This window comes from Luteibacter sp. E-22, from assembly GCF_049913125.1.
GTDB lineage: Bacteria > Pseudomonadota > Gammaproteobacteria > Xanthomonadales > Rhodanobacteraceae > Luteibacter.
Genome location: NZ_CP183975.1, coordinates 3,430,079 through 3,447,064, shown reverse-complemented (window position 1 = coordinate 3,447,064; position 16,986 = coordinate 3,430,079). Strand labels below are relative to the sequence as shown.

Below are 16,986 nucleotides of genomic sequence, written 5' to 3'. Positions count from 1 at the left end.
GACCGGTTCAGAATCCGGTCACGCAGCCAGTGACCTTCGCGTTAACATTTCGCCGCCGTCTCCCATTCCCAGGTCGCAATGAATCCGCCCATGCGCAGAATGCTTTCCCGCCTCGCCATCCTCCTGGTCGCGCTCACCGCCTTCGTGGCCGGTCCCGCCGCCGCCCAGTCGCTCAACGTGGACATCGTCGGCGGCCTGAAGACGGCGACACCCATCGCGGTCGTCCCCTTCGCCCAGGCGGGGGGTGCACCCTTGCCGACGGACGTGGCCGACGTCATCCGGGCCGATTTCAACCGATCCGGCAAATTCCGCTCCCTGGACAAGGCCGACATCGTCGAGACCCCGTCGCAGGGTTCGGACATCAAGTTCGCGACCTGGCGCCTGCTCAAGCAGGACTTCCTGACCATCGGCCGGATCAACGATGCCGGCGGTGGCATGCTCAAGGTCGAATACGAGCTGTGGGACGTCAACAAGCAGCAGAGCCTGCTGGCCCAGTCCTTCACCGCCCCGGCGGGTGACCTTCGTGGCGTCGCCCACCAGATCGCCGACCAGATCTACGAAAAGGTCACCGGTGTCCGTGGCGCCTTCTGGACCCGCATCGCGTACATCACCGCGGTCGGTACCGGCAACAACACCACCTATTCGCTGATCGTGGCCGATTCCGATGGCTACAACCCGCAGGTCGTGGCCCGCTCGCGCGAGTCGCTGCTTTCCCCCGCCTGGTCGCCGGACGGCAGCAAGATCGCCTATGTTTCGTTCGAGAGCGGCAATTCGGCCGTGTATGTGCAAAACATCTCCACCGGATCGCGTAGCCTGATCGCCTCGCACCCGCGCGGCATCAATAGCGCCCCGGCCTGGTCGCCGGACGGCAGCAAGCTGGCGGTGAGCCTGTCCTACGTAGGCAACCCGGAGATCTTCGTCATCGATGTCGCCAGCCGTACCGAAACCCGCGTGACGAACAACTTCGCCATCGATACCGAGCCGACCTTCACCCCCGACGGCCAGAGCATCATTTTCACCTCCGACCGCTCGGGTAAGCCGCAGCTCTACCAGATGTCCGCTTCGGGCGGCGCCGCCCAGCGCGTCACCTTCCAGGGCGGCTTCAACGCCAGTGCCTCGGTGAGCTACGACGGCAAGCAGATTGCGATGGTGCAGGGCAACGGGAACGTGTATCGTATCGCCATCATGGACCGTAGCCTGGGTGGGCAGGTGCGTTTCGTTTCCCCGGGTAACGTGGACGATTCGCCCAGCTTCGCGCCCAACGCCAGCATGCTGCTCTATGCGGCGTCGCAAGGTACTCGCGGCGTCCTGTATGCGGTTTCGGCAGACGGTCTGGTGCGCCAGCGCCTCGTCCTTTCGGACGGTGACGTGCGCGAACCGTCCTGGGGACCCTATCGACAGCGCTGATGGCGCGCCCTCGCGGGCGGCGACATTGGCAACGTCCAGGGAAGGGTGCGGCCTTGCCGCACCTTTTCTGCGGACGGAAGGTTTACCGGCGACCGCCTCGTGCGGTCGCTGGAACGAAGACGCCGGGTGCGGGACAGCGCCCCGTCGACGTAGATGTAAGTAGAAAAACAGCCGGACAACCGGCGGTGCCTGTCCCGAAACCGAAAACCGACTGTCGGAACTCAACTGTTGAAGGAACGTCCCATGAATAAGACCGTTACCGTCACCCTGGCTGCCCTGCTGTGCGTGGGCGCGGCCGCCTGCTCCAAGAAGAACACCAAGCCGGCTCCGATGCCGGAACAGCAGCCGGTCGCCACCAGCACGGCTCCCACCAGCGACGGCAAGTACCAGCCGTCCGATCTCGACACCGACGCTTGCCTGCGTCAGCGCGTCGTGTACTTCGACTTCGACAAGAACGACGTCAAGCCGGAGTTCCAGCAGATCATCGCTTGCCACGCCAAGTACCTGCAGGACCGTCCGCAGTCGGCCATGACCCTCGAGGGCAACACCGACGAGCGCGGTACGCGTGAGTACAACCTGGGCCTCGGCGAGCGCCGTGGCAATGCCGTCTCCAGCGCCCTCCAGGCTGCTGGCGGTTCGGCTGGCCAGGTCAACGTGACCAGCTACGGCAAGGAAAAGCCGACCTGCCGCGAGCACAACGAAGACTGCTGGGCCAAGAACCGTCGCGTTGAGATCGTCTACACCGCGAAGTAAGTAATGAAGAAGACTCTGGCTACCAGCTACATGGCCAGGCTTGGCGTGGCGGGCGCGATTGCGTCCGCCACGCTTTTTGCCCTTCCGGCCACCGCCCAGGACACCCGCCTCAGCCTCGCCGACCGCGTGTCGCGGCTCGAGCAGCAGTCGCAGGGGCAGGCCGGTACGGTATCCCTGGTGAACCAGGTCAACGATCTGCAGCAGCAGCTGTCCCAGCTGCAAGGCCAGATCGAGGAGCTGCAGCACCAGAACCAGCAACTCCAGGAATCCCAGAAGGCACAGTACGCGGACCTCGATTCGCGGTTGGGTCGTCTTGAAAAGGGCGGGGCGCCGCAGGGCCAGCAGCCCGCAGCTTCGGCCACCACGCCTTCCGCGCCCGCTTCGGCGGCGATCGCACCGGCCGCCGCGCAAGCCACCCAGGCCGCGGCAGCCGCTCCCGGCGCTTCCGCCGCGCCGCAGGGCCAGCCGCCCAGCAGCGACCAGCAGGCCGCTTACGACGCCGCCTTCAAGTCGTTGCGCGCCGGGGACTACGTCACCGCATCGCGCGGTTTCCGCGACTTCCTCGTGAAGTATCCGGATAGCCCGCTCGCACCGAACGCCTACTACTGGCTGGGCGAGTCGTACTACGTGACCATGAACTATCCGGTGGCCATCGAAGCCTTCCAGCGCCTGGTCAAGCAGTATCCGCAGAGCGACAAGGTCTCCGACGGCCTGCTCAAGGTCGGTTACTGCCAGATCGAGCTGAAGCAGCAGGACGCGGCGATCGCCACGCTAAAGCAGGTCTCCGCCAAGTATCCGGGCACCAAGGCCGCCGGCCTCGCACAGGAACGCCTGCGCCGCCTGCAGCGCCAGACGGCCAACTGATCCCATGAACGGTAGCACCGCAACTCCGGCGGACGCTCCGCCGGCCGCGCCCGTCGCGGAGCGCCTGCGGATCACCGAGATCTTCCATTCCGTGCAGGGCGAGGCCGATGCGATCGGCTGGCCGACCGTCTTCGTGCGCCTCACCGGCTGCCCCTTGCGCTGCGTCTGGTGCGATACCGAGTATTCGTTCCATGGCGGGCAGTGGCATGACATCGATGCCATCCTGGCCGAGGTCGCTAGCCATGGCGCGCACCATGTCTGCGTGACCGGTGGCGAACCGCTGGCGCAGAAACGTTGCCTCATCCTGTTGCGCAAGCTCTGCGACGCCGGCTACGAAGTGTCCCTGGAAACGTCCGGTGCGCTCGACGTGTCTCAGGTCGACCCCCGCGTGCGCAAGGTCATGGACCTCAAGGCGCCCGATTCGGGCGAAAGCGCGCGAAACCTCTGGTCGAACCTCGACCACTTGCTCGCCCACGATCAGGTGAAGTTCGTGATCGCCAGCCGTGCCGACTTCGAGTGGGCACGCGACGTCGTGCGAGAGCACGCGCTCGATCGCAAGGCCATGGTCCTGTTCTCCCCCGTGTGGTCGAAGGTCGAGCCGCGCGAACTCGCCGAGTGGATCCTCGCCGAACGCCTGCCCGTACGCTTTCAGTTGCAGTTGCACAAGCTGCTCTGGAACGATGCGGCGGGCCACTGAACTCCCAGGTAATGTCATGAATGCTTCGAACGCTTCCCGCAAGGCCGTCATCCTCGTTTCCGGCGGCATGGACTCGGCCGTCACGATCGCCATGGCGCGCGAGCAGGGTTTCGAGGTGTATGCGCTGAGTGTCGCCTACGGCCAACGCCATAGCTCCGAGTTGGAAGCATCCGAGCGCGTCGCGACGATGCTCGGCGCGGTGGTCCACAAGACCGTGCATGTCGACCTGCGCAGCATTGGTGGCTCCGCTCTCACGGCGGACATCGACGTGCCGGAGGACGGCGGCGAAGGTATCCCGGTCACCTATGTGCCTGCGCGCAACACGATCATGCTGTCGATCGCGCTCGGCTGGGCCGAGGTGCTGGGATCGAACGACATCTTCTGTGGCGTCAACGCGGTGGATTACTCGGGCTATCCCGATTGCCGTCCCGCGTTCATCGAGGCGTTCCAGTCACTCGCCAATGTCGCCACCAAGGCCGGCGTGGAAGGCGCGGGGATACGCATCCACGCCCCCCTGATGCAAATGGGCAAGGGTGACATCGTGCGTGAAGGCATGCGCCTGGGCGTGGACTTCTCCGCCACCGTGAGCTGCTACCAGGCCGATGCCGAGGGCCGCGCCTGCGGGCATTGCGATGCCTGCCGCCTGCGCGCCGAGGGTTTCGCCAAGGCCGGCGTGCCCGATCCCACGCATTACGCGTAAGCGATCCTTTCAGCCCGCTGCGCGTAGCAGCGGCGAGAGGTACTGCTGCACGATCCACCAGAAACCGCCCATCGTGGCGACCAGCACGGCCACGGCGCCACCCAGCACCCACGCCTTCGTGGCCGTGTGCGACATGCGCTCCTCCAGCACGGCGACCCGGCAGGCCAACTCGCGCACTTCCGACCTAGTGGAAAGGTGCCTCATGCGTTCCGAGAGCATGTACAGCATGTCCCTCAGCGAACGGTCGGCGCCTTCCGGTGCGATGGTGGGCAGGTCGTCGGCATCGGTGCGCATGTTCATCGTCGTATCCCTCGATCTTTGGTGATGGAGGGGAGCCTACCTTAATCAACTGCGCCAGGACTTGAGAAAAAAGCCCAATCGTCGTCAGTGAATGACGCATTGCGCGTCGACGAGCATGAGCGAATGGTGGGTCGTGCCGGATTCGAACCGGCGACCTACGGATTAAAAGTCCGCTGCTCTACCAACTGAGCTAACGACCCACACGCGGGAACCGGCAAGTTTACGGTGCGGGCCCGGGTGGCACAACCCGAAAGGCCACGCGGTTCAGGTCGTGAGCACGATGGCCTCGACGTCCCGGCCGGCCTCGCGCCAGGCGCCCAGGCCGCCGGTGAGGGGGCGGACGTTCGAGAAGCCCAGCTTGCTCAGTCGCTCCGCCACCTTGGCGGCGGAGACTTCATTCGGGCACGAGCAGTAAATGACCACCGCGCTATGCCGGGGCAGGGTGGCCAGTTCCTGGTCGGCGGTGGCGAGGTCGAACAGGCGCGAACCGGGGATCACGTAGGGATCGTCGCGGCGGCTCATCGTCGAACGGACGTCGACGATCAGGGCGCCCGGTTCGTTCGCGAGCAAGATCGAGAGCTCGTCGACGCTGATGCGACTCTTGCGCAGGCGCGAGAGCAGCAGGGCGCGGCGCAGGTAACGGAAGGCGATCCATACCAGCAAACCGATCGCCGCGACTGTGGCCAGGCCCAAGCCGAACTGCCGCAATATCGCCAGCACGGCATCGATCTGCCGGTAGAACAGCATGCCCACCGACAGGCCCACCGACACCCACAGCGCCGCGCCGAGCAGGTCGTAGACCGTGAAGCGGACGAAGCGCGTGTCGCCGGCTCCGGCGATCGGGATGGCCACCAGTGACAGGCCGGGAATGAAGCGCGAGACCAGCAGCAACTTCACGCCGCGCTTCTCGAAGAAGCCGCTGGCGCGGCGGACGCAGGTATCGGGCGAAAGGGAGATGCGGCAGAGGCCGTCGAGCACGCGGTAACCGAAACGGCGGCCGGTCAGGAACCAGGCGGCATCGCCGAGGAAGGCGCCGGCCAGGGCGCCGAGGAAGGTGGCGATGATCAGCAGCGGATCGCGCGCGGCGACCAGCGTGCTGCCGACCACGATCAGGGTGGGCATGGCGGGTACCGGCAGGCCGATCGCGCCGGCGAACACGCCGAGGAACGCCACGAAGGGCGCCGTGTCCGACCAGTTGATGCTCGTCACGCCCGCGTTCCTCGAAAGGGTCCCAGTGCTCGCGCAACGATACGCTGGTTGCCCCTTGGACGACAGCTCCGGCGTGCGCTCAGTGCGTCGCGTGGCGCCCCAGCAAGGCGAAGGTCTGTGCGGCCGGGCCCACCGCGGCGCCGTCCAGCTCCACCCAGAACAAGGTGCCGCGGCCCGGGCTGGAACGGACGCCGATGCGTCCGCCCAGCGTGTCCACGATGCGCCTGGCGACAGCCAGGGCCAGCCCGTAGCCAGGGTGCCCAGGCAAACGAGTGAACTCCTCGAAGACGCGAGCCTGGAGCGTGGGTTCCAGGCCCATGCCGTTGTCGCGCACTTCAAGGCGGATCGTGTTGCCACGACGGCGCATCGCGACCAGCACCCGCCCATTCGGCGTGCTCAGCACGGCATTGCCCACCAGCCGGTGCAGCACATCGCCGAACAGGGCAGGGTCGGTACGCAGTGGAAGCCGGCCACCGCGCCAGCGCACGTCGACACCCAGTCGCGTCGCATCCACCTCGATGGCCGCGCGCTCGCGCACGAAGAGGTCGGAGGCGATGAGGTCCGTTGCCGTCGGCTCGATCGCGCCGGCGTCGAAGCGCGCCATCTCAAGCAGGCCATCGAGCAACTCGTTCAGCCGCATGAGGCTGCTGCGCATCTGCCCGAGCACGGCCCGCTGACGCAGGTCTTCGCCAGGTTGCATGCCCGCCACGAACAAGGCGAGCGCCTGCAATGGCTGGCGGAAGTGGTCGCCGATCTGCTCCACGAAGTGGGTATGCCGCGCGATGTCCTGCAGGCGTTGGCGCAACGCGTCCGCCATCGCCTTGTCGTGCCGGGCGCGAAGCCCCACCAACTCGTCGAGCAGGGCGTCGATCGCGTGAAGCGTATCGTCGTCGGGTGCCGTGGCTGGCGCGCCGCGAGGATGCAGGAACTGATCGATACGGCCACGCACTCGTTCCACGGGCGTCACCACATCCCGTTCCAGCGTGCGCCGGGTGAGAAGGAAGACAGTGATCACGCCCGTGCAAAGCAACAGGGTCATGAGCACGCCGGCGAAGCGCCGCTCGTGCAGTACGGTGGCATCCGACACCGTCTCGAGCTCGCCCTGCGAGGTGCTGGTCCACACGCGCAGCGGGCGTCCCGAGCCGACGCGGCGGCCGCTGTCGACGACAAGGTCGTCGTCGCCCTGGCGATGGAGCACCGCTTGCTGGGTGGGGGAACTGCGCGAGAGGGCGCGTGCGAGCGCGTCGCGTGTCGCGTCCTCGCTGGCCAGCGCATTGACCGAGGCGGCGATGCGCACCGCCTGGATGCGTGCCACGGCGTAGCTCTCGACACTCGTGGCACGGAAGTGCAGCACGCCGAGGCTCACGGTCAGCGCCAGGGCGACGAGCGTCATCGGCAGCAATCCCTTGAGGATCAGCTGCCGTCGCAGTGGCGCGGGCCTGCCATACGGGTGCGGCGACGCAGTCATGGAACGGCCTTGTTGCGCGGGTCTCATGACGAATCTATGAAACGCGCGTTCGTCGCGCGATAGACAAGGGGAGCTAAACCAGCCGGCCTAGGCCATTCGGTCTATCACTTGCCGCGTAAGCGCGCGACGAGCAGGTCGTGGTCGGCCTGGATCTTGCGGAAGCGCGCGGCACGCGCACCCTCGCTCACCCACTGGGCGGTGGTGGCGCGGCGCTTCTCAAGCGCGTATTCGATATCCGCAAAAGGAACCAGGTCCGCGTCGTCGGCGGGGGCGAAGCCGCTGATGTCGTGGATGAGCTTGAGGTTGGCTTCCTCGCGCACGCCGTCCTTGCCCTTGCCATAGCCGGTGATGAACCTCGCCACCTTTTCCCGCAGGGCCAGTGGCAGGTCGTTGCGGATGACGATCACCGCGTGCGGGATAAGCGACGACTTCCAGAGGATGCGCAAGCGTGCGTACTGGTCGGGGAAGTGTTGCTGGAAACGTTCGAGGTCGGCCGTGTTGTTGGTGGCCACGTCGACCTCGCCATTGGCGACCGCCAGCGCGTTGTTCTGGTGGTTGTCGATGTGCACGCTGGCGAAGAAGGTGTCCGAGTCTATCCCGCGCGGAGCGAACAGCTGTGTCTCCGGCACGAGGTAACCCGATACCGACAAGGCCTCGCCGCGCGCGAAGCGCCACTTGCCCGGGCGCGCGAAGAGTTCGTCCAGCGTGCGTAGGCGTGAGTCGGAAGCGACCAGCAGCACCGCGTGATATCCCTTCGATCCGTCACCCCGGGTGAGCCGTCCGATCACCTGCATGTTCTGCCGGGACACGGCGTCCAGGGCCAGCCTGCCGGAGAGGAAGGCGATGTCGACGCGCTGTTCGGCGATCGCCTGGGCGATGCCTTCGTAGGTGGTCACGGATACCGCGCGGACGGGCCGGACGATCGCCTTGTGCAGGTCGTCCAGCATGGGCCGCCATGCTTCCAGCGATTCGGCGGGACCGCCGATGGGAAGGATGCCGAAGGTCAGCGGGGCATCGGGATCGATGTCGCCCGGGGGGCTCGCGATGGCTGGCAGGACGCACAGTGCGCACGTCAGCACCGCGGCGAGCCATCCGCGTTTCCGCCGTGTCCAAGCGATCCCCACGCCTGCCCGCATCGCGCCTGCCCCGCGTTGTTCGGCCCAGCTTACGCCGGGCCGATGACGAATGGGCGTCTGTTCAGTCGCCCAGGTGCTGCGCCGCGACAAGGGCCTCGAGCCGGTTGCGCACGTGCAGCGCACGGAAGATCGCGGCGAGATGGATCTTGACGGTTCCCTCGCTGATGCCCAGTTCGCGCGCGATCAGCTTGTTCGGGCGACCCTTCGCCAGCAGCTTCAACACGTCGATCTGGCGATCGGTCAGGACCGTGGCGAGGCGCTCCTTGGTCGAGAGCCCGTCGTTGTTGTTGGATAGGGAGAACGTGGGCACGCCGCCCGCGGAAGCCGCCTTCATCGCTTCCGGCGGTACATACACCCCACCGCCGACGACGAGGCGCACGGCATTGAGGATCACATCGGGAGGGGACGATTTCGGGATGTATCCCTGAACGCCCAGGTCGAGCACGTGGCGGATCGAGGAGGGGTCCTCGGTGCCCGACAGCACGATGACGGGACGCATGCGCGATGCGCCGTCGTCGGTATCGGACTCGCGCAGGGCCGCCACCGCCTCCTTGATGTGCTCGACGCCATCCGCGCCGGGCATGGCCATGTCGATGAGCGCCACGTCGGGCGCGGGCTTCTGTGCAAGCTTGTCGCGAAGCTGGGCTACCGTTTCGGCCTCGATGAACTCCACGTCCGTGTCGAGCTCGCGAAGCTTGAGCTTCACGCCCTCGATGATGAGCCGATGATCGTCCGCGATCAGAACACGCATGCCTCTCCCTCCGCTCGCTTGGATCGCGAGCTCCCCGTTGTCCGGACCATAGCCCTACGGGCGTCCATGGGCAAGCAGGCCATCCGGCTCAGACGGCTGCATGATGGACAGTCCAGGCCGAAACCATTACCTCGTGCAGGCGCTCGGGAGAAACCGGCTTGAACAATACCTGCGTGGTTTGCTGGTCGATGTTGCGCAGGAATTCGCCGCGGGTCTCGCCGGTGATCAGCACCCGGGCGAAGGGCGGCGGATCGCCCGGTCGACGGCGGTAGTAGCGGTCGAGCAGGGCGATCACGTCCAGGCCGGTGCCTTCACGCAGGCGCAGGTCGGAAATCACGATGTCGGGTGGCTGCATCCATTGGTGCACGGCTTCCATCGCCTGCTGGGCATCCTCGGCGGTCATGACCTCGCAGCCCCAGCTGCCCAGCAGGTAGCTGATGCCGGCGAGGATGCTGGGTTCGTCGTCGATCACCAGCACGCGCATCCCGACGATGTCCCGCGGAATGCCGGGCTCCGGTGCGGCCACCGTCGTCGCCTCGATCGTGCCTGGCTGGATCTCGGGCAGGGTGATCGAGAAAACGGTTCCCCTGCCGGGCTTGGAGCGCACGGACGCCCGCGTGCCGAGCAACCCGGCCAGCCGCTGCACGGTGGACAGCCCCAGTCCGAGGCCGCGCCGGGTGCCTTCCGGACGGCCTGCCTCGGGGCCACTCTCCACCCGGTAGAACTCGTCGAAGATGTGCTGCAGGTGATCCGGCCCGATGCCCAGGCCGGTATCCCACACGTCTACCCGCACGCCCCCGTCGAGCCGGCGCCGTGCCCCGACCAGCACGCCGCCGCAGCGCGTGTAGCGCAGCGCGTTGCTCACGAGGTTGTTGAGTATGCGCGCGAGCATCGTGCGGTCGGTGCGTACCCAGAGGCCGGTGGTGCGCACCACGAGGCGCAGGTCGTGCTGCTCGGCCACCATGCGGAAGTTCACGCTCACTTCCTCGAACACCTCGTCCAGCGGCACGTCGCGGACGATGGCCGGCATCGCGCCGGTTTCCAGCCGGGAGAGATCGAGCAGTTCGCCGAACAGATGGTCGAGCGATTCCACGCACTCCTGGATGTGCGCGATGCGGTTGAGGCGCACGGGATCGTATTCGTCCACGGCGAGCCCGGAGGAGAACAGCGTGAGCGCGTAAAGCGGCTGGCGGAGGTCGTGCGAAGCGGCGGCCAGGAAGCGTGCCTTGGCGACGCTGGCCGCTTCCAGGGCGGCGTTCTTCCGCGCGAGTTCCTCGGTGGCGGTGGCGATCTCGCGCTCCATGCCGATCTGCGCGTGCAACAACTTCGAGGCGGCACCGTTGAAACCGCGCTGCAGGTCGCCGATCTCGGTGTCGTCGGTGACCGGCACGACCACGGTGCGGTCACCCAGGCCCAGCTGGCGCACCGCGATCGCCAGGTTGCGCAACGGCGCGCTCAACCAGCGGGCCGTCGACCAGCCGATGGTGACCGCGATCAGCAGGCTGAGCGCCAGCCAGACCAGCGCGTTGTGCACGCTGGCGCGTTGCGCGGCGACGGCGTCCTCCACGCTCACGTCCACGGTGACGGAACCGACCACGCGATGGGACGCGGGATCGAGCACCTCGCGCGCCACCGTCAGGCCGTCGTCATCGCTGCCGATCGAACCGTTCACCCGGTCGGCGATGATCTCGCCGTCACGGTCGCTGATCCGTACCCGGGATACCTGCGGCAACTGCACGATGGATTGCGCGATGCGGCCGATCTCGCGGCGCTCGCCGGTGCGCAAGGCCTCCCCGGAGACGGTCGCCGCCTGCTGCGCGATGGCATCCGCCGTGGAACGGCCCATCTCGTGAAGGGTGTCCATCTGGTGGCGCGTCAGCAAGGTGACCAGGAGGATCGCGCTGATCGCGGTCGGCACGAGGGCGACGCAGGTCAGGCGCTGCACCAGGGAGGTGCGGCGCCAGACCTTTTCCAGCCATGGAGCGGATACATCACGCATGCGTTTCCCCAGGCACCGCCCGTCCCCGGCGGCGCGAGACTACAGCCTAGCGCAGATCGCGCGGAGCGGCGTCAGCCCTTCCGGCCTAGCCGGACGCGTATCGTCTTCACGAGCAGGGGGAGGATCGTGAGCAGCGTGAAGGCGGCCAGGGGCAGCAGGATCCTGGTATTCAGGAAGCTGGCGGCGGTCATCGGCGCGCCGCTGCCGAAGGTCTCGCCCAGGCCGGCGCCGACCGAGCTTTCCACGAACAGCGATACCGTCCCGCCCAGCCAGGTCGCGCCCACGAACAGCCATAGCGGGCAGCGAAGCCAGGCCAGTGCCACGGTCATGGCGCCGAGCGGGACGATGGGAATGAAGCGCAGGGCGAGCGTGTAAGTGACGGGGTGGGCGGCGAAGCGGTCGCGCAGGCGCCTTGCCAACGGCGGCGGCTCGCGCCGGCCGGTGCCGAACGCGTAACGGCTGGCGAGATAGAGCACCAGCGAGCCGAGGACCAGCGCTACCGACGACAAGACGGTGCCCTCCACTGCGCCGAACAGCAAGCCGCCCGCCAGTACGATGACGATCGTGCCCGGCACGCCGGTGGCGATGGCGAGGGTCAGTACGCCGGTATAGGCAAGACGGGACGTGAGCGGATGCGTGGCGATCGTCGCACGCAGTAGCCCTTCTTCCGCGAGCAGGTGATGGGCGTCGAAGCGGTCCAGCACGCCGCTGGCGAGCAGGACCGCGCCCGCGATCAGCAACAGGCACAGCGGCAGGGCGGTGCGCCAGCGCTTCACCGGGTGCGGCTCGGGATCAATATGCGGCGCCCGATTCACCGTAACGGCGCAGCACCTCGCGCGCATCGTCGCGGCGGATATCGCGGCGTACGGCGATGCCGCGCCGCTCGAGTTCGCCGATCCAGTCGGATGGCAGCGGACCCTCGTCGAATGGCGTGAGTTCCTCGACGTCCTCGGCACGGGCACCGATCAGCAATGCGTCGACGCCGGCCCATACGGTGGCGCCATAGCACTGGCAGCACGGCTGCGAACTGCTGGCGAGCACGAAGCGGCCGCCATCCTCGTTGAGCCGGAAGCGTTGCAGGCGTTGCTGGGCGGTCATGTACGCCATCATCTCGGCATGGGCGACCGAACAGGCGTGGGGCACCACCCGGTTCACGCCCACGGCGACGATGCGGTCGTTGCCGTCGAACACCGCGGCGCCGAACGGCCCGCCGGTGGCGAGGTCGACGTTGCGCGCGGAGAGTTCGATGGCGAGGCCGACCTTGGCCTCGTCGTCCGGATAGGCGAGCGATGTATCCACCGCCTCGTGCACCCAGGCAGGCAGGGTGAGATGTACCTGCGCGTACAACATCAGCCTTGCTTCGCCCAGGAATCGCGCAAGGTCACCACGCGGTTGAAGACCGGGGCGTCGTGCGTGTGGTCGTGCATGTCGGCGACGAAGTAGCCCAGGCGTTCGAACTGCACGCGGTCCTCGCGTGTCGCGGCTGCCGCCGCGGGCTCGACATAGCCGTGGACGATACGGCGCGAGTGCGGGTTGAGGTGATCCTTGTACGTCTTGCCGTCGCTGTCGTCGTCCGGGTCGGTGACGTCGAACAGGCGGTCGTAGAGGCGAATCACGGCCGGCACGGCGTCGCGTGCGCATACCCAATGGATGGTGCCCTTCACCTTGCGGTCGGCGCCGGGCATGCCGCTGCGCGTGTCGAGGTCGAGCGTGCAGCGCAGTTCGACGATCTCGCCCGCGGCGTCCTTGACCACCTCGTCGCAGCGCACGATGCCGACACCGCGCAGGCGTACCTCGCCTTCGGGCCTCAGGCGGTGGAAACCCTTCGGCGGCACCTCGGCGAAGTCGTCGCGTTCGATCCAGAGTTCGCGCGAGAAGGGCACGCTGCGCGTGCCGAACGACTCGTCCTTCGGATGATTGGGAAAGGTGAGTGTCTCGGCGTGTGCTTCGTCGAGGTTGGTGATGACGAGCTTCACCGGATCGATCACGGCGAGCCGGCGCGGCGCCGTACCGTCGAGGTCGTCGCGCACGGCGCCTTCGAGCACGCTCATGTCGATGGTGCTGTTCTGCTTGCTGACGCCGATGCGTTCCCAGAACAGGCGGATGCCGGCGGCGGTGAAGCCGCGACGGCGCACGCCGGCGATCGTCGGCATGCGCGGGTCGTCCCAGCCATCGACCAGGTTCTCCGACACCAGGGTGATCAGCTTGCGCTTGCTCATCACCGTGTAGTTGAGGTTGCCGCGCGAGAACTCGATCTGGCGCGGCTTGCTCGGTGCCGTGGGCAGGCCGGCCTTGACCAGCGGTTCCCATAGTTCCGGATCGTTGGCGAGGTCCACCTTGTCGACGCACCAGTCGTACAGTGGCCGGTGATCCTCGAACTCCAGGGTGCACAGCGAATGCGTGATGCCTTCCAGCGCATCGGACAACGAATGCGCGAAGTCGTACATGGGGTAGATCGGCCACGCGTCGCCGGTGTTCTGGTGGTGCACCTTGCGGACGCGATACAGCGCCGGGTCGCGCAGGTTGATGTTGCCCGAGGCCATGTCGATCTTCGCGCGCAGGGTCTTGCTGCCGTCGGCGAACTCGCCCGCGCGCATGCGCTGGAAGAGGTCGAGGTTCTCCTCGATCGAACGGTCGCGGTAGGGCGAGTTCCGTCCCGGTTCCGTGAGCGTGCCGCGGTACTCGCGCACTTCCTCGGCGCTCAGGTCGTCAACGTAGGCGACGCCGAGGCGGATCAGTTTCAGCGCGGAGCGATAGAACACCTCGAAATAATCCGAGGCATGGCGCAGTTCGGCCCATTCGAAGCCGAGCCATTTCACATCGCGCTGGATCGCCTCGACGTACTCGATGTCTTCCTTCGACGGGTTGGTGTCGTCGAAGCGCAGGTTGCAGGTGCCCGCGAATTCGCCGGCCAGCCCGAAGTTCAGGCAGATCGACTTGGCGTGGCCCAGGTGCAGATAGCCGTTCGGTTCGGGCGGGAACCGTGTATGGATGACCGCATGCTTGCCGGAGGCAAGGTCGTCGCGGACGATCTGGCGGATGAAGTGCTGCTGCAGGACGGGGGTTTCGGTCGACATCGCGAGGGACTCGGAGGCTGGGGCGCGGCAAACGTCCGAGTTTACCTTTCTTGCGTGCCGGGCGCTTGCCGTGGACTCGGTCGGCGGGGTAGCTTGGAACCATGCGCATCGCTTACCACGCCGAATCCCTGATCGACGCCCACCTGGTGAAGGATGCGCTCGAACGGGCGGAGATTCCGGCCTTCATCGCTGGCGAGTTCCTTACCGGCGCCGTGGGCCAGCTTCCGGCGCGCGACTTCCTCGCGGTCATGGTTCCCGAGGCCGCCGCCGAGGCGGCCGACGGCATCGTCCGGGCGATCGACGCCCAGTTGGCCGAGGCACGTGCCGCGGCTGCCGACGACGACTTCGGTGCGGTTACCCTTCCCGCCTGAGCCCTTCGCGCCACCCTCCAGGATTTCCATGCAAGCCATTTTCGATCTCGTCCGCGACGTGCCGGACTTTCCGCGTCCGGGCATCATGTTCAAGGACATCACGCCCCTCCTTGCCGACGCCGCCGCCTTTGGCGCCTGTATCGACGCCTTGTGCGAACCGTGGCGCGGGCAGGGCATCGGTGCCGTCTGCGGTATCGAGTCCCGTGGTTTCATCTTCGGCGCGGCCATGGCCCGGGCGCTTGGCGCGGGCTTCGTTCCGCTGCGCAAGTCCGGCAAGCTGCCACCGCCGGTCGTGGGCGTGGATTACGGCCTCGAGTACGGCATGGACCGGCTGGAGATCGGCTCGCAGGCGCTCGCACCGGGCGAGCGGGTGATCGTGGTGGACGATGTCCTCGCCACCGGCGGTACCCTGGAGGCGGGGCGCCGTCTCGTGGAGCGGCTGGGTGCCGAGGTGATCGGCGCCAGCGTGGTGATCGAACTCGGCGGCCTGAACGGCCGTTCCAGGTGGCCGCTGCCGTTGCCGTTGCAGGCGTTGATCACGTACTGATCGGCGACCCCGTCAGCGTGCTTCGTGGATGTCTTCCACCAGCACGATCTCGCAGCCACCCGCGCCGGTGTCCTCGCGGGTGAGCGAGGTGTCCCAGTGCCAGCCGTCGTCGCGCTTCACGTCGACGAGGAAGCCCTCGAACTGGATCAACTCTCCGGGACGCACGTTGCGCAATTCGCGCGCGATGGTGTCGTTGGCGGGGATCATGTGCATGTTTGCGCTGGAATCCTCGATCTCGTGGCGCGGGATCGGGTAGTTGTCCGTGTACCAGTAATAGAAACGGTTCGACTGCGAGATGCGGATACGGTCCAGCACCGAGCTGTCGGACATGCGTCCCCAGCCCATGGCCAGGTCGGTGGGTGCGATCGGCGAGAGGTCGTCGAGCTGGTAGTCCTCACGCGAGAGCACGCGACCGGTCATGGCGAAGGTCGCCCGGGGCTTCAGCGTGAAGTGCCCGCGTGTCAGCGTGACGCCGGCGCCGACGTCTTCCTGGCTGGGTACGCCATCGGCCAGCACCCCGGGTGCGTTATGCACGGGGCGATGCTGCCACCAGGAATACGCGCCCCAGCCGCAAAGCAGGAGCAGGACGACAAGCCATACGCGCATGCAACCGGGACCGTCAGGGGGATGGAGTGGCAACGGCTGGCTGGCCGTCCGGTTGACCCGCTGCGAAGCCATGGGTGTTGAACAGTTCGGCCGGCACGTCGCGGATGATCGCCGCCAGCGCCTCGAAGAAGGGCGTCATGGCCGAACTTTTCCGCCAGAGCATGGCGATGCGCCGGCTCGGAGCGGGGGCTTCGAATTCGATGAGGCTCACGTTCGGCGACTGCGCGACGGGCGGCTTCACCGCCAGGGCGGGCAGCAGGGTGATTCCGACATTGGCCGAGACCATCTGCCGCAGCGTCTCCAGGCTGGTGGCGCGAAAACCCGATTTCTCGCCCGCGCCGGCAAGGTGGCAGACCTCCAGCGCCTGGTCGCGGAGACAGTGCCCGTCCTCCAGCAGCAGGAGGTTCTGCTCGGCGAGGTCGTCCATGCGCAGCGACGGGCGCGACGCCAGTTCGTGCCCACTGGGCACCGCCAGCATGAAGGGCTCCTCGAACAGGAACTCGGTGTGCAGGGAGTCGTCGTGCACGGGCAGGGCGAGGATGCCGGCGTCCAGCGTGCCATCGCGCAGCATGTGCAGCACCTGCTCCGTCTTTTCCTCGCGCAACAGCAATTCGAGGCGCGGGAAACGCGTCCGCAGCCGTGGGATGACATGAGGCAGCAGGTAGGGTCCGAGGGTGGGGAAGATGCCGAGCCGGATCGTGCCGGATTCCGGATCGCGGGTGCGCTGGGCGATCGACTTGATCTCGTCGATCTGTGAGAGCACGCCCCGCGCCCTGCGGGCGATTTCACGCCCCGTTTCCGTCAGCAGGACTTTTCGCGGGGTACGTTCCACCAGCGCAACGCCTAGTTCGTCCTCGAGCTTGCGGATCTGGGTCGACAACGTGGGCTGGCTGACGAAGCTGGCTTCAGCCGCGCGGCCGAAATGACGGTATTCCGCCAGGGCGACGAGGTAAGACAAGTCACGCAGGTTCATGGCGACGGACCCAGGGTGTTCGCAATAGCCTTAGCCTATCACATTGATGCCTACAATCGATTTGGAATATGTGTGGCAGGCGGCTAAGCTTACGTTTCAGTCGCGTCACCAAGCGCGCGAAGAGTTCA

18 protein-coding genes and 1 tRNA gene are annotated in these 16,986 nt (G+C 66.8%); 7 read left to right on the top strand and 12 right to left on the bottom strand.

The window, feature by feature from the left end; all coding sequences use genetic code 11:
- Positions 1-78 precede the first annotated feature (78 nt).
- The 5 genes from tolB (at position 79) to queC (ending at position 4,421) form a co-directional block, all read left to right on the top strand.
- Entirely contained in the window at positions 79-1,407 is a 1,329-nt protein-coding gene (gene tolB, locus ACN9M2_RS15430) for a Tol-Pal system beta propeller repeat protein TolB (RefSeq protein WP_426285520.1), read from the top strand.
- 243 nt (positions 1,408-1,650) lie between these two features.
- Complete coding sequence (pal, locus tag ACN9M2_RS15425) at positions 1,651-2,160, top strand: peptidoglycan-associated lipoprotein Pal (protein WP_306849584.1); 510 nt, start codon at positions 1,651-1,653, stop codon at positions 2,158-2,160.
- 3 nt (positions 2,161-2,163) lie between these two features.
- Positions 2,164-3,024 carry a tol-pal system protein YbgF gene (ybgF, locus tag ACN9M2_RS15420; protein ID WP_426285519.1) on the top strand — a complete coding sequence of 287 codons (861 nt, stop codon included), beginning with the start codon at positions 2,164-2,166 and terminating at the stop codon, positions 3,022-3,024.
- 4 nt (positions 3,025-3,028) lie between these two features.
- Complete coding sequence (gene queE, locus ACN9M2_RS15415) at positions 3,029-3,721, top strand: 7-carboxy-7-deazaguanine synthase QueE (protein ID WP_426285518.1); 693 nt, start codon at positions 3,029-3,031, stop codon at positions 3,719-3,721.
- 16 nt (positions 3,722-3,737) lie between these two features.
- Positions 3,738-4,421 carry a 7-cyano-7-deazaguanine synthase QueC gene (gene queC, locus ACN9M2_RS15410; protein ID WP_426285517.1) on the top strand — a complete coding sequence of 228 codons (684 nt, stop codon included), beginning with the start codon at positions 3,738-3,740 and terminating at the stop codon, positions 4,419-4,421.
- Between the two features lie 9 nt (positions 4,422-4,430).
- On the opposite strand, the gene ACN9M2_RS15405 is transcribed toward queC, so the two are convergent.
- The 10 genes from ACN9M2_RS15405 to ACN9M2_RS15360 all read right to left on the bottom strand — a co-directional run bounded on the left by ACN9M2_RS15405 (position 4,431) and on the right by ACN9M2_RS15360 (position 14,361).
- A complete protein-coding gene (locus ACN9M2_RS15405) occupies positions 4,431-4,721 on the bottom strand; it encodes a hypothetical protein (protein WP_426285516.1) in 291 nt (96 codons plus the stop codon).
- 124 nt (positions 4,722-4,845) lie between these two features.
- Positions 4,846-4,921 (bottom strand) — tRNA-Lys (locus ACN9M2_RS15400).
- 64 nt (positions 4,922-4,985) lie between these two features.
- Positions 4,986-5,930: a DedA family protein/thiosulfate sulfurtransferase GlpE gene (locus tag ACN9M2_RS15395; RefSeq protein ID WP_426285515.1), complete on the bottom strand. Its 945-nt coding sequence runs from the start codon at positions 5,928-5,930 to the stop codon at positions 4,986-4,988.
- 79 nt (positions 5,931-6,009) lie between these two features.
- The gene (locus ACN9M2_RS15390; protein ID WP_426285514.1) at positions 6,010-7,398 is read right to left on the bottom strand and encodes a sensor histidine kinase; all 1,389 of its coding nucleotides are present in this window, start codon (positions 7,396-7,398) and stop codon (positions 6,010-6,012) included.
- A gap of 104 nt (positions 7,399-7,502) precedes the next feature.
- Entirely contained in the window at positions 7,503-8,477 is a 975-nt protein-coding gene (gene phnD / locus ACN9M2_RS15385; protein ID WP_426285513.1) for a phosphate/phosphite/phosphonate ABC transporter substrate-binding protein, read from the bottom strand.
- Between the two features lie 118 nt (positions 8,478-8,595).
- Positions 8,596-9,285: a LuxR C-terminal-related transcriptional regulator gene (locus ACN9M2_RS15380; RefSeq protein ID WP_306849593.1), complete on the bottom strand. Its 690-nt coding sequence runs from the start codon at positions 9,283-9,285 to the stop codon at positions 8,596-8,598.
- Between the two features lie 88 nt (positions 9,286-9,373).
- Positions 9,374-11,284, bottom strand: a complete 1,911-nt coding sequence (locus ACN9M2_RS15375; RefSeq protein ID WP_426285512.1) for an ATP-binding protein — start codon at positions 11,282-11,284, stop codon at positions 9,374-9,376.
- Positions 11,285-11,355: 71 nt separating this feature from the next.
- Positions 11,356-12,060, bottom strand: a complete 705-nt coding sequence (locus ACN9M2_RS15370; protein ID WP_426285511.1) for a TVP38/TMEM64 family protein — start codon at positions 12,058-12,060, stop codon at positions 11,356-11,358.
- Positions 12,061-12,076: 16 nt separating this feature from the next.
- Positions 12,077-12,634, bottom strand: a complete 558-nt coding sequence (locus ACN9M2_RS15365; RefSeq protein ID WP_426285510.1) for a nucleoside deaminase — start codon at positions 12,632-12,634, stop codon at positions 12,077-12,079.
- Positions 12,634-14,361 carry a glutamine--tRNA ligase/YqeY domain fusion protein gene (locus ACN9M2_RS15360; protein ID WP_426285509.1) on the bottom strand — a complete coding sequence of 576 codons (1,728 nt, stop codon included), beginning with the start codon at positions 14,359-14,361 and terminating at the stop codon, positions 12,634-12,636. Before ACN9M2_RS15360 ends, ACN9M2_RS15365 begins: the two co-directional genes overlap by 1 nt.
- 101 nt (positions 14,362-14,462) lie before the next feature.
- Between ACN9M2_RS15360 and ACN9M2_RS15355 the strand changes: the two genes are divergently transcribed.
- Together ACN9M2_RS15355 and ACN9M2_RS15350 are read left to right on the top strand one after the other, a co-directional pair.
- Positions 14,463-14,732: a DUF2007 domain-containing protein gene (locus ACN9M2_RS15355; RefSeq protein WP_426285508.1), complete on the top strand. Its 270-nt coding sequence runs from the start codon at positions 14,463-14,465 to the stop codon at positions 14,730-14,732.
- Positions 14,733-14,760: 28 nt separating this feature from the next.
- The gene (locus ACN9M2_RS15350) at positions 14,761-15,279 is read left to right on the top strand and encodes an adenine phosphoribosyltransferase (RefSeq protein WP_426285507.1); all 519 of its coding nucleotides are present in this window, start codon (positions 14,761-14,763) and stop codon (positions 15,277-15,279) included.
- 12 nt (positions 15,280-15,291) lie between these two features.
- On the opposite strand, the gene ACN9M2_RS15345 is transcribed toward ACN9M2_RS15350, so the two are convergent.
- The gene (locus tag ACN9M2_RS15345) at positions 15,292-15,885 is read right to left on the bottom strand and encodes a hypothetical protein (RefSeq protein ID WP_426285506.1); all 594 of its coding nucleotides are present in this window, start codon (positions 15,883-15,885) and stop codon (positions 15,292-15,294) included.
- Between the two features lie 13 nt (positions 15,886-15,898).
- Positions 15,899-16,858, bottom strand: a complete 960-nt coding sequence (gene oxyR, locus ACN9M2_RS15340; protein WP_426285505.1) for a DNA-binding transcriptional regulator OxyR — start codon at positions 16,856-16,858, stop codon at positions 15,899-15,901.
- Positions 16,859-16,986: the final 128 nt, after the last annotated feature.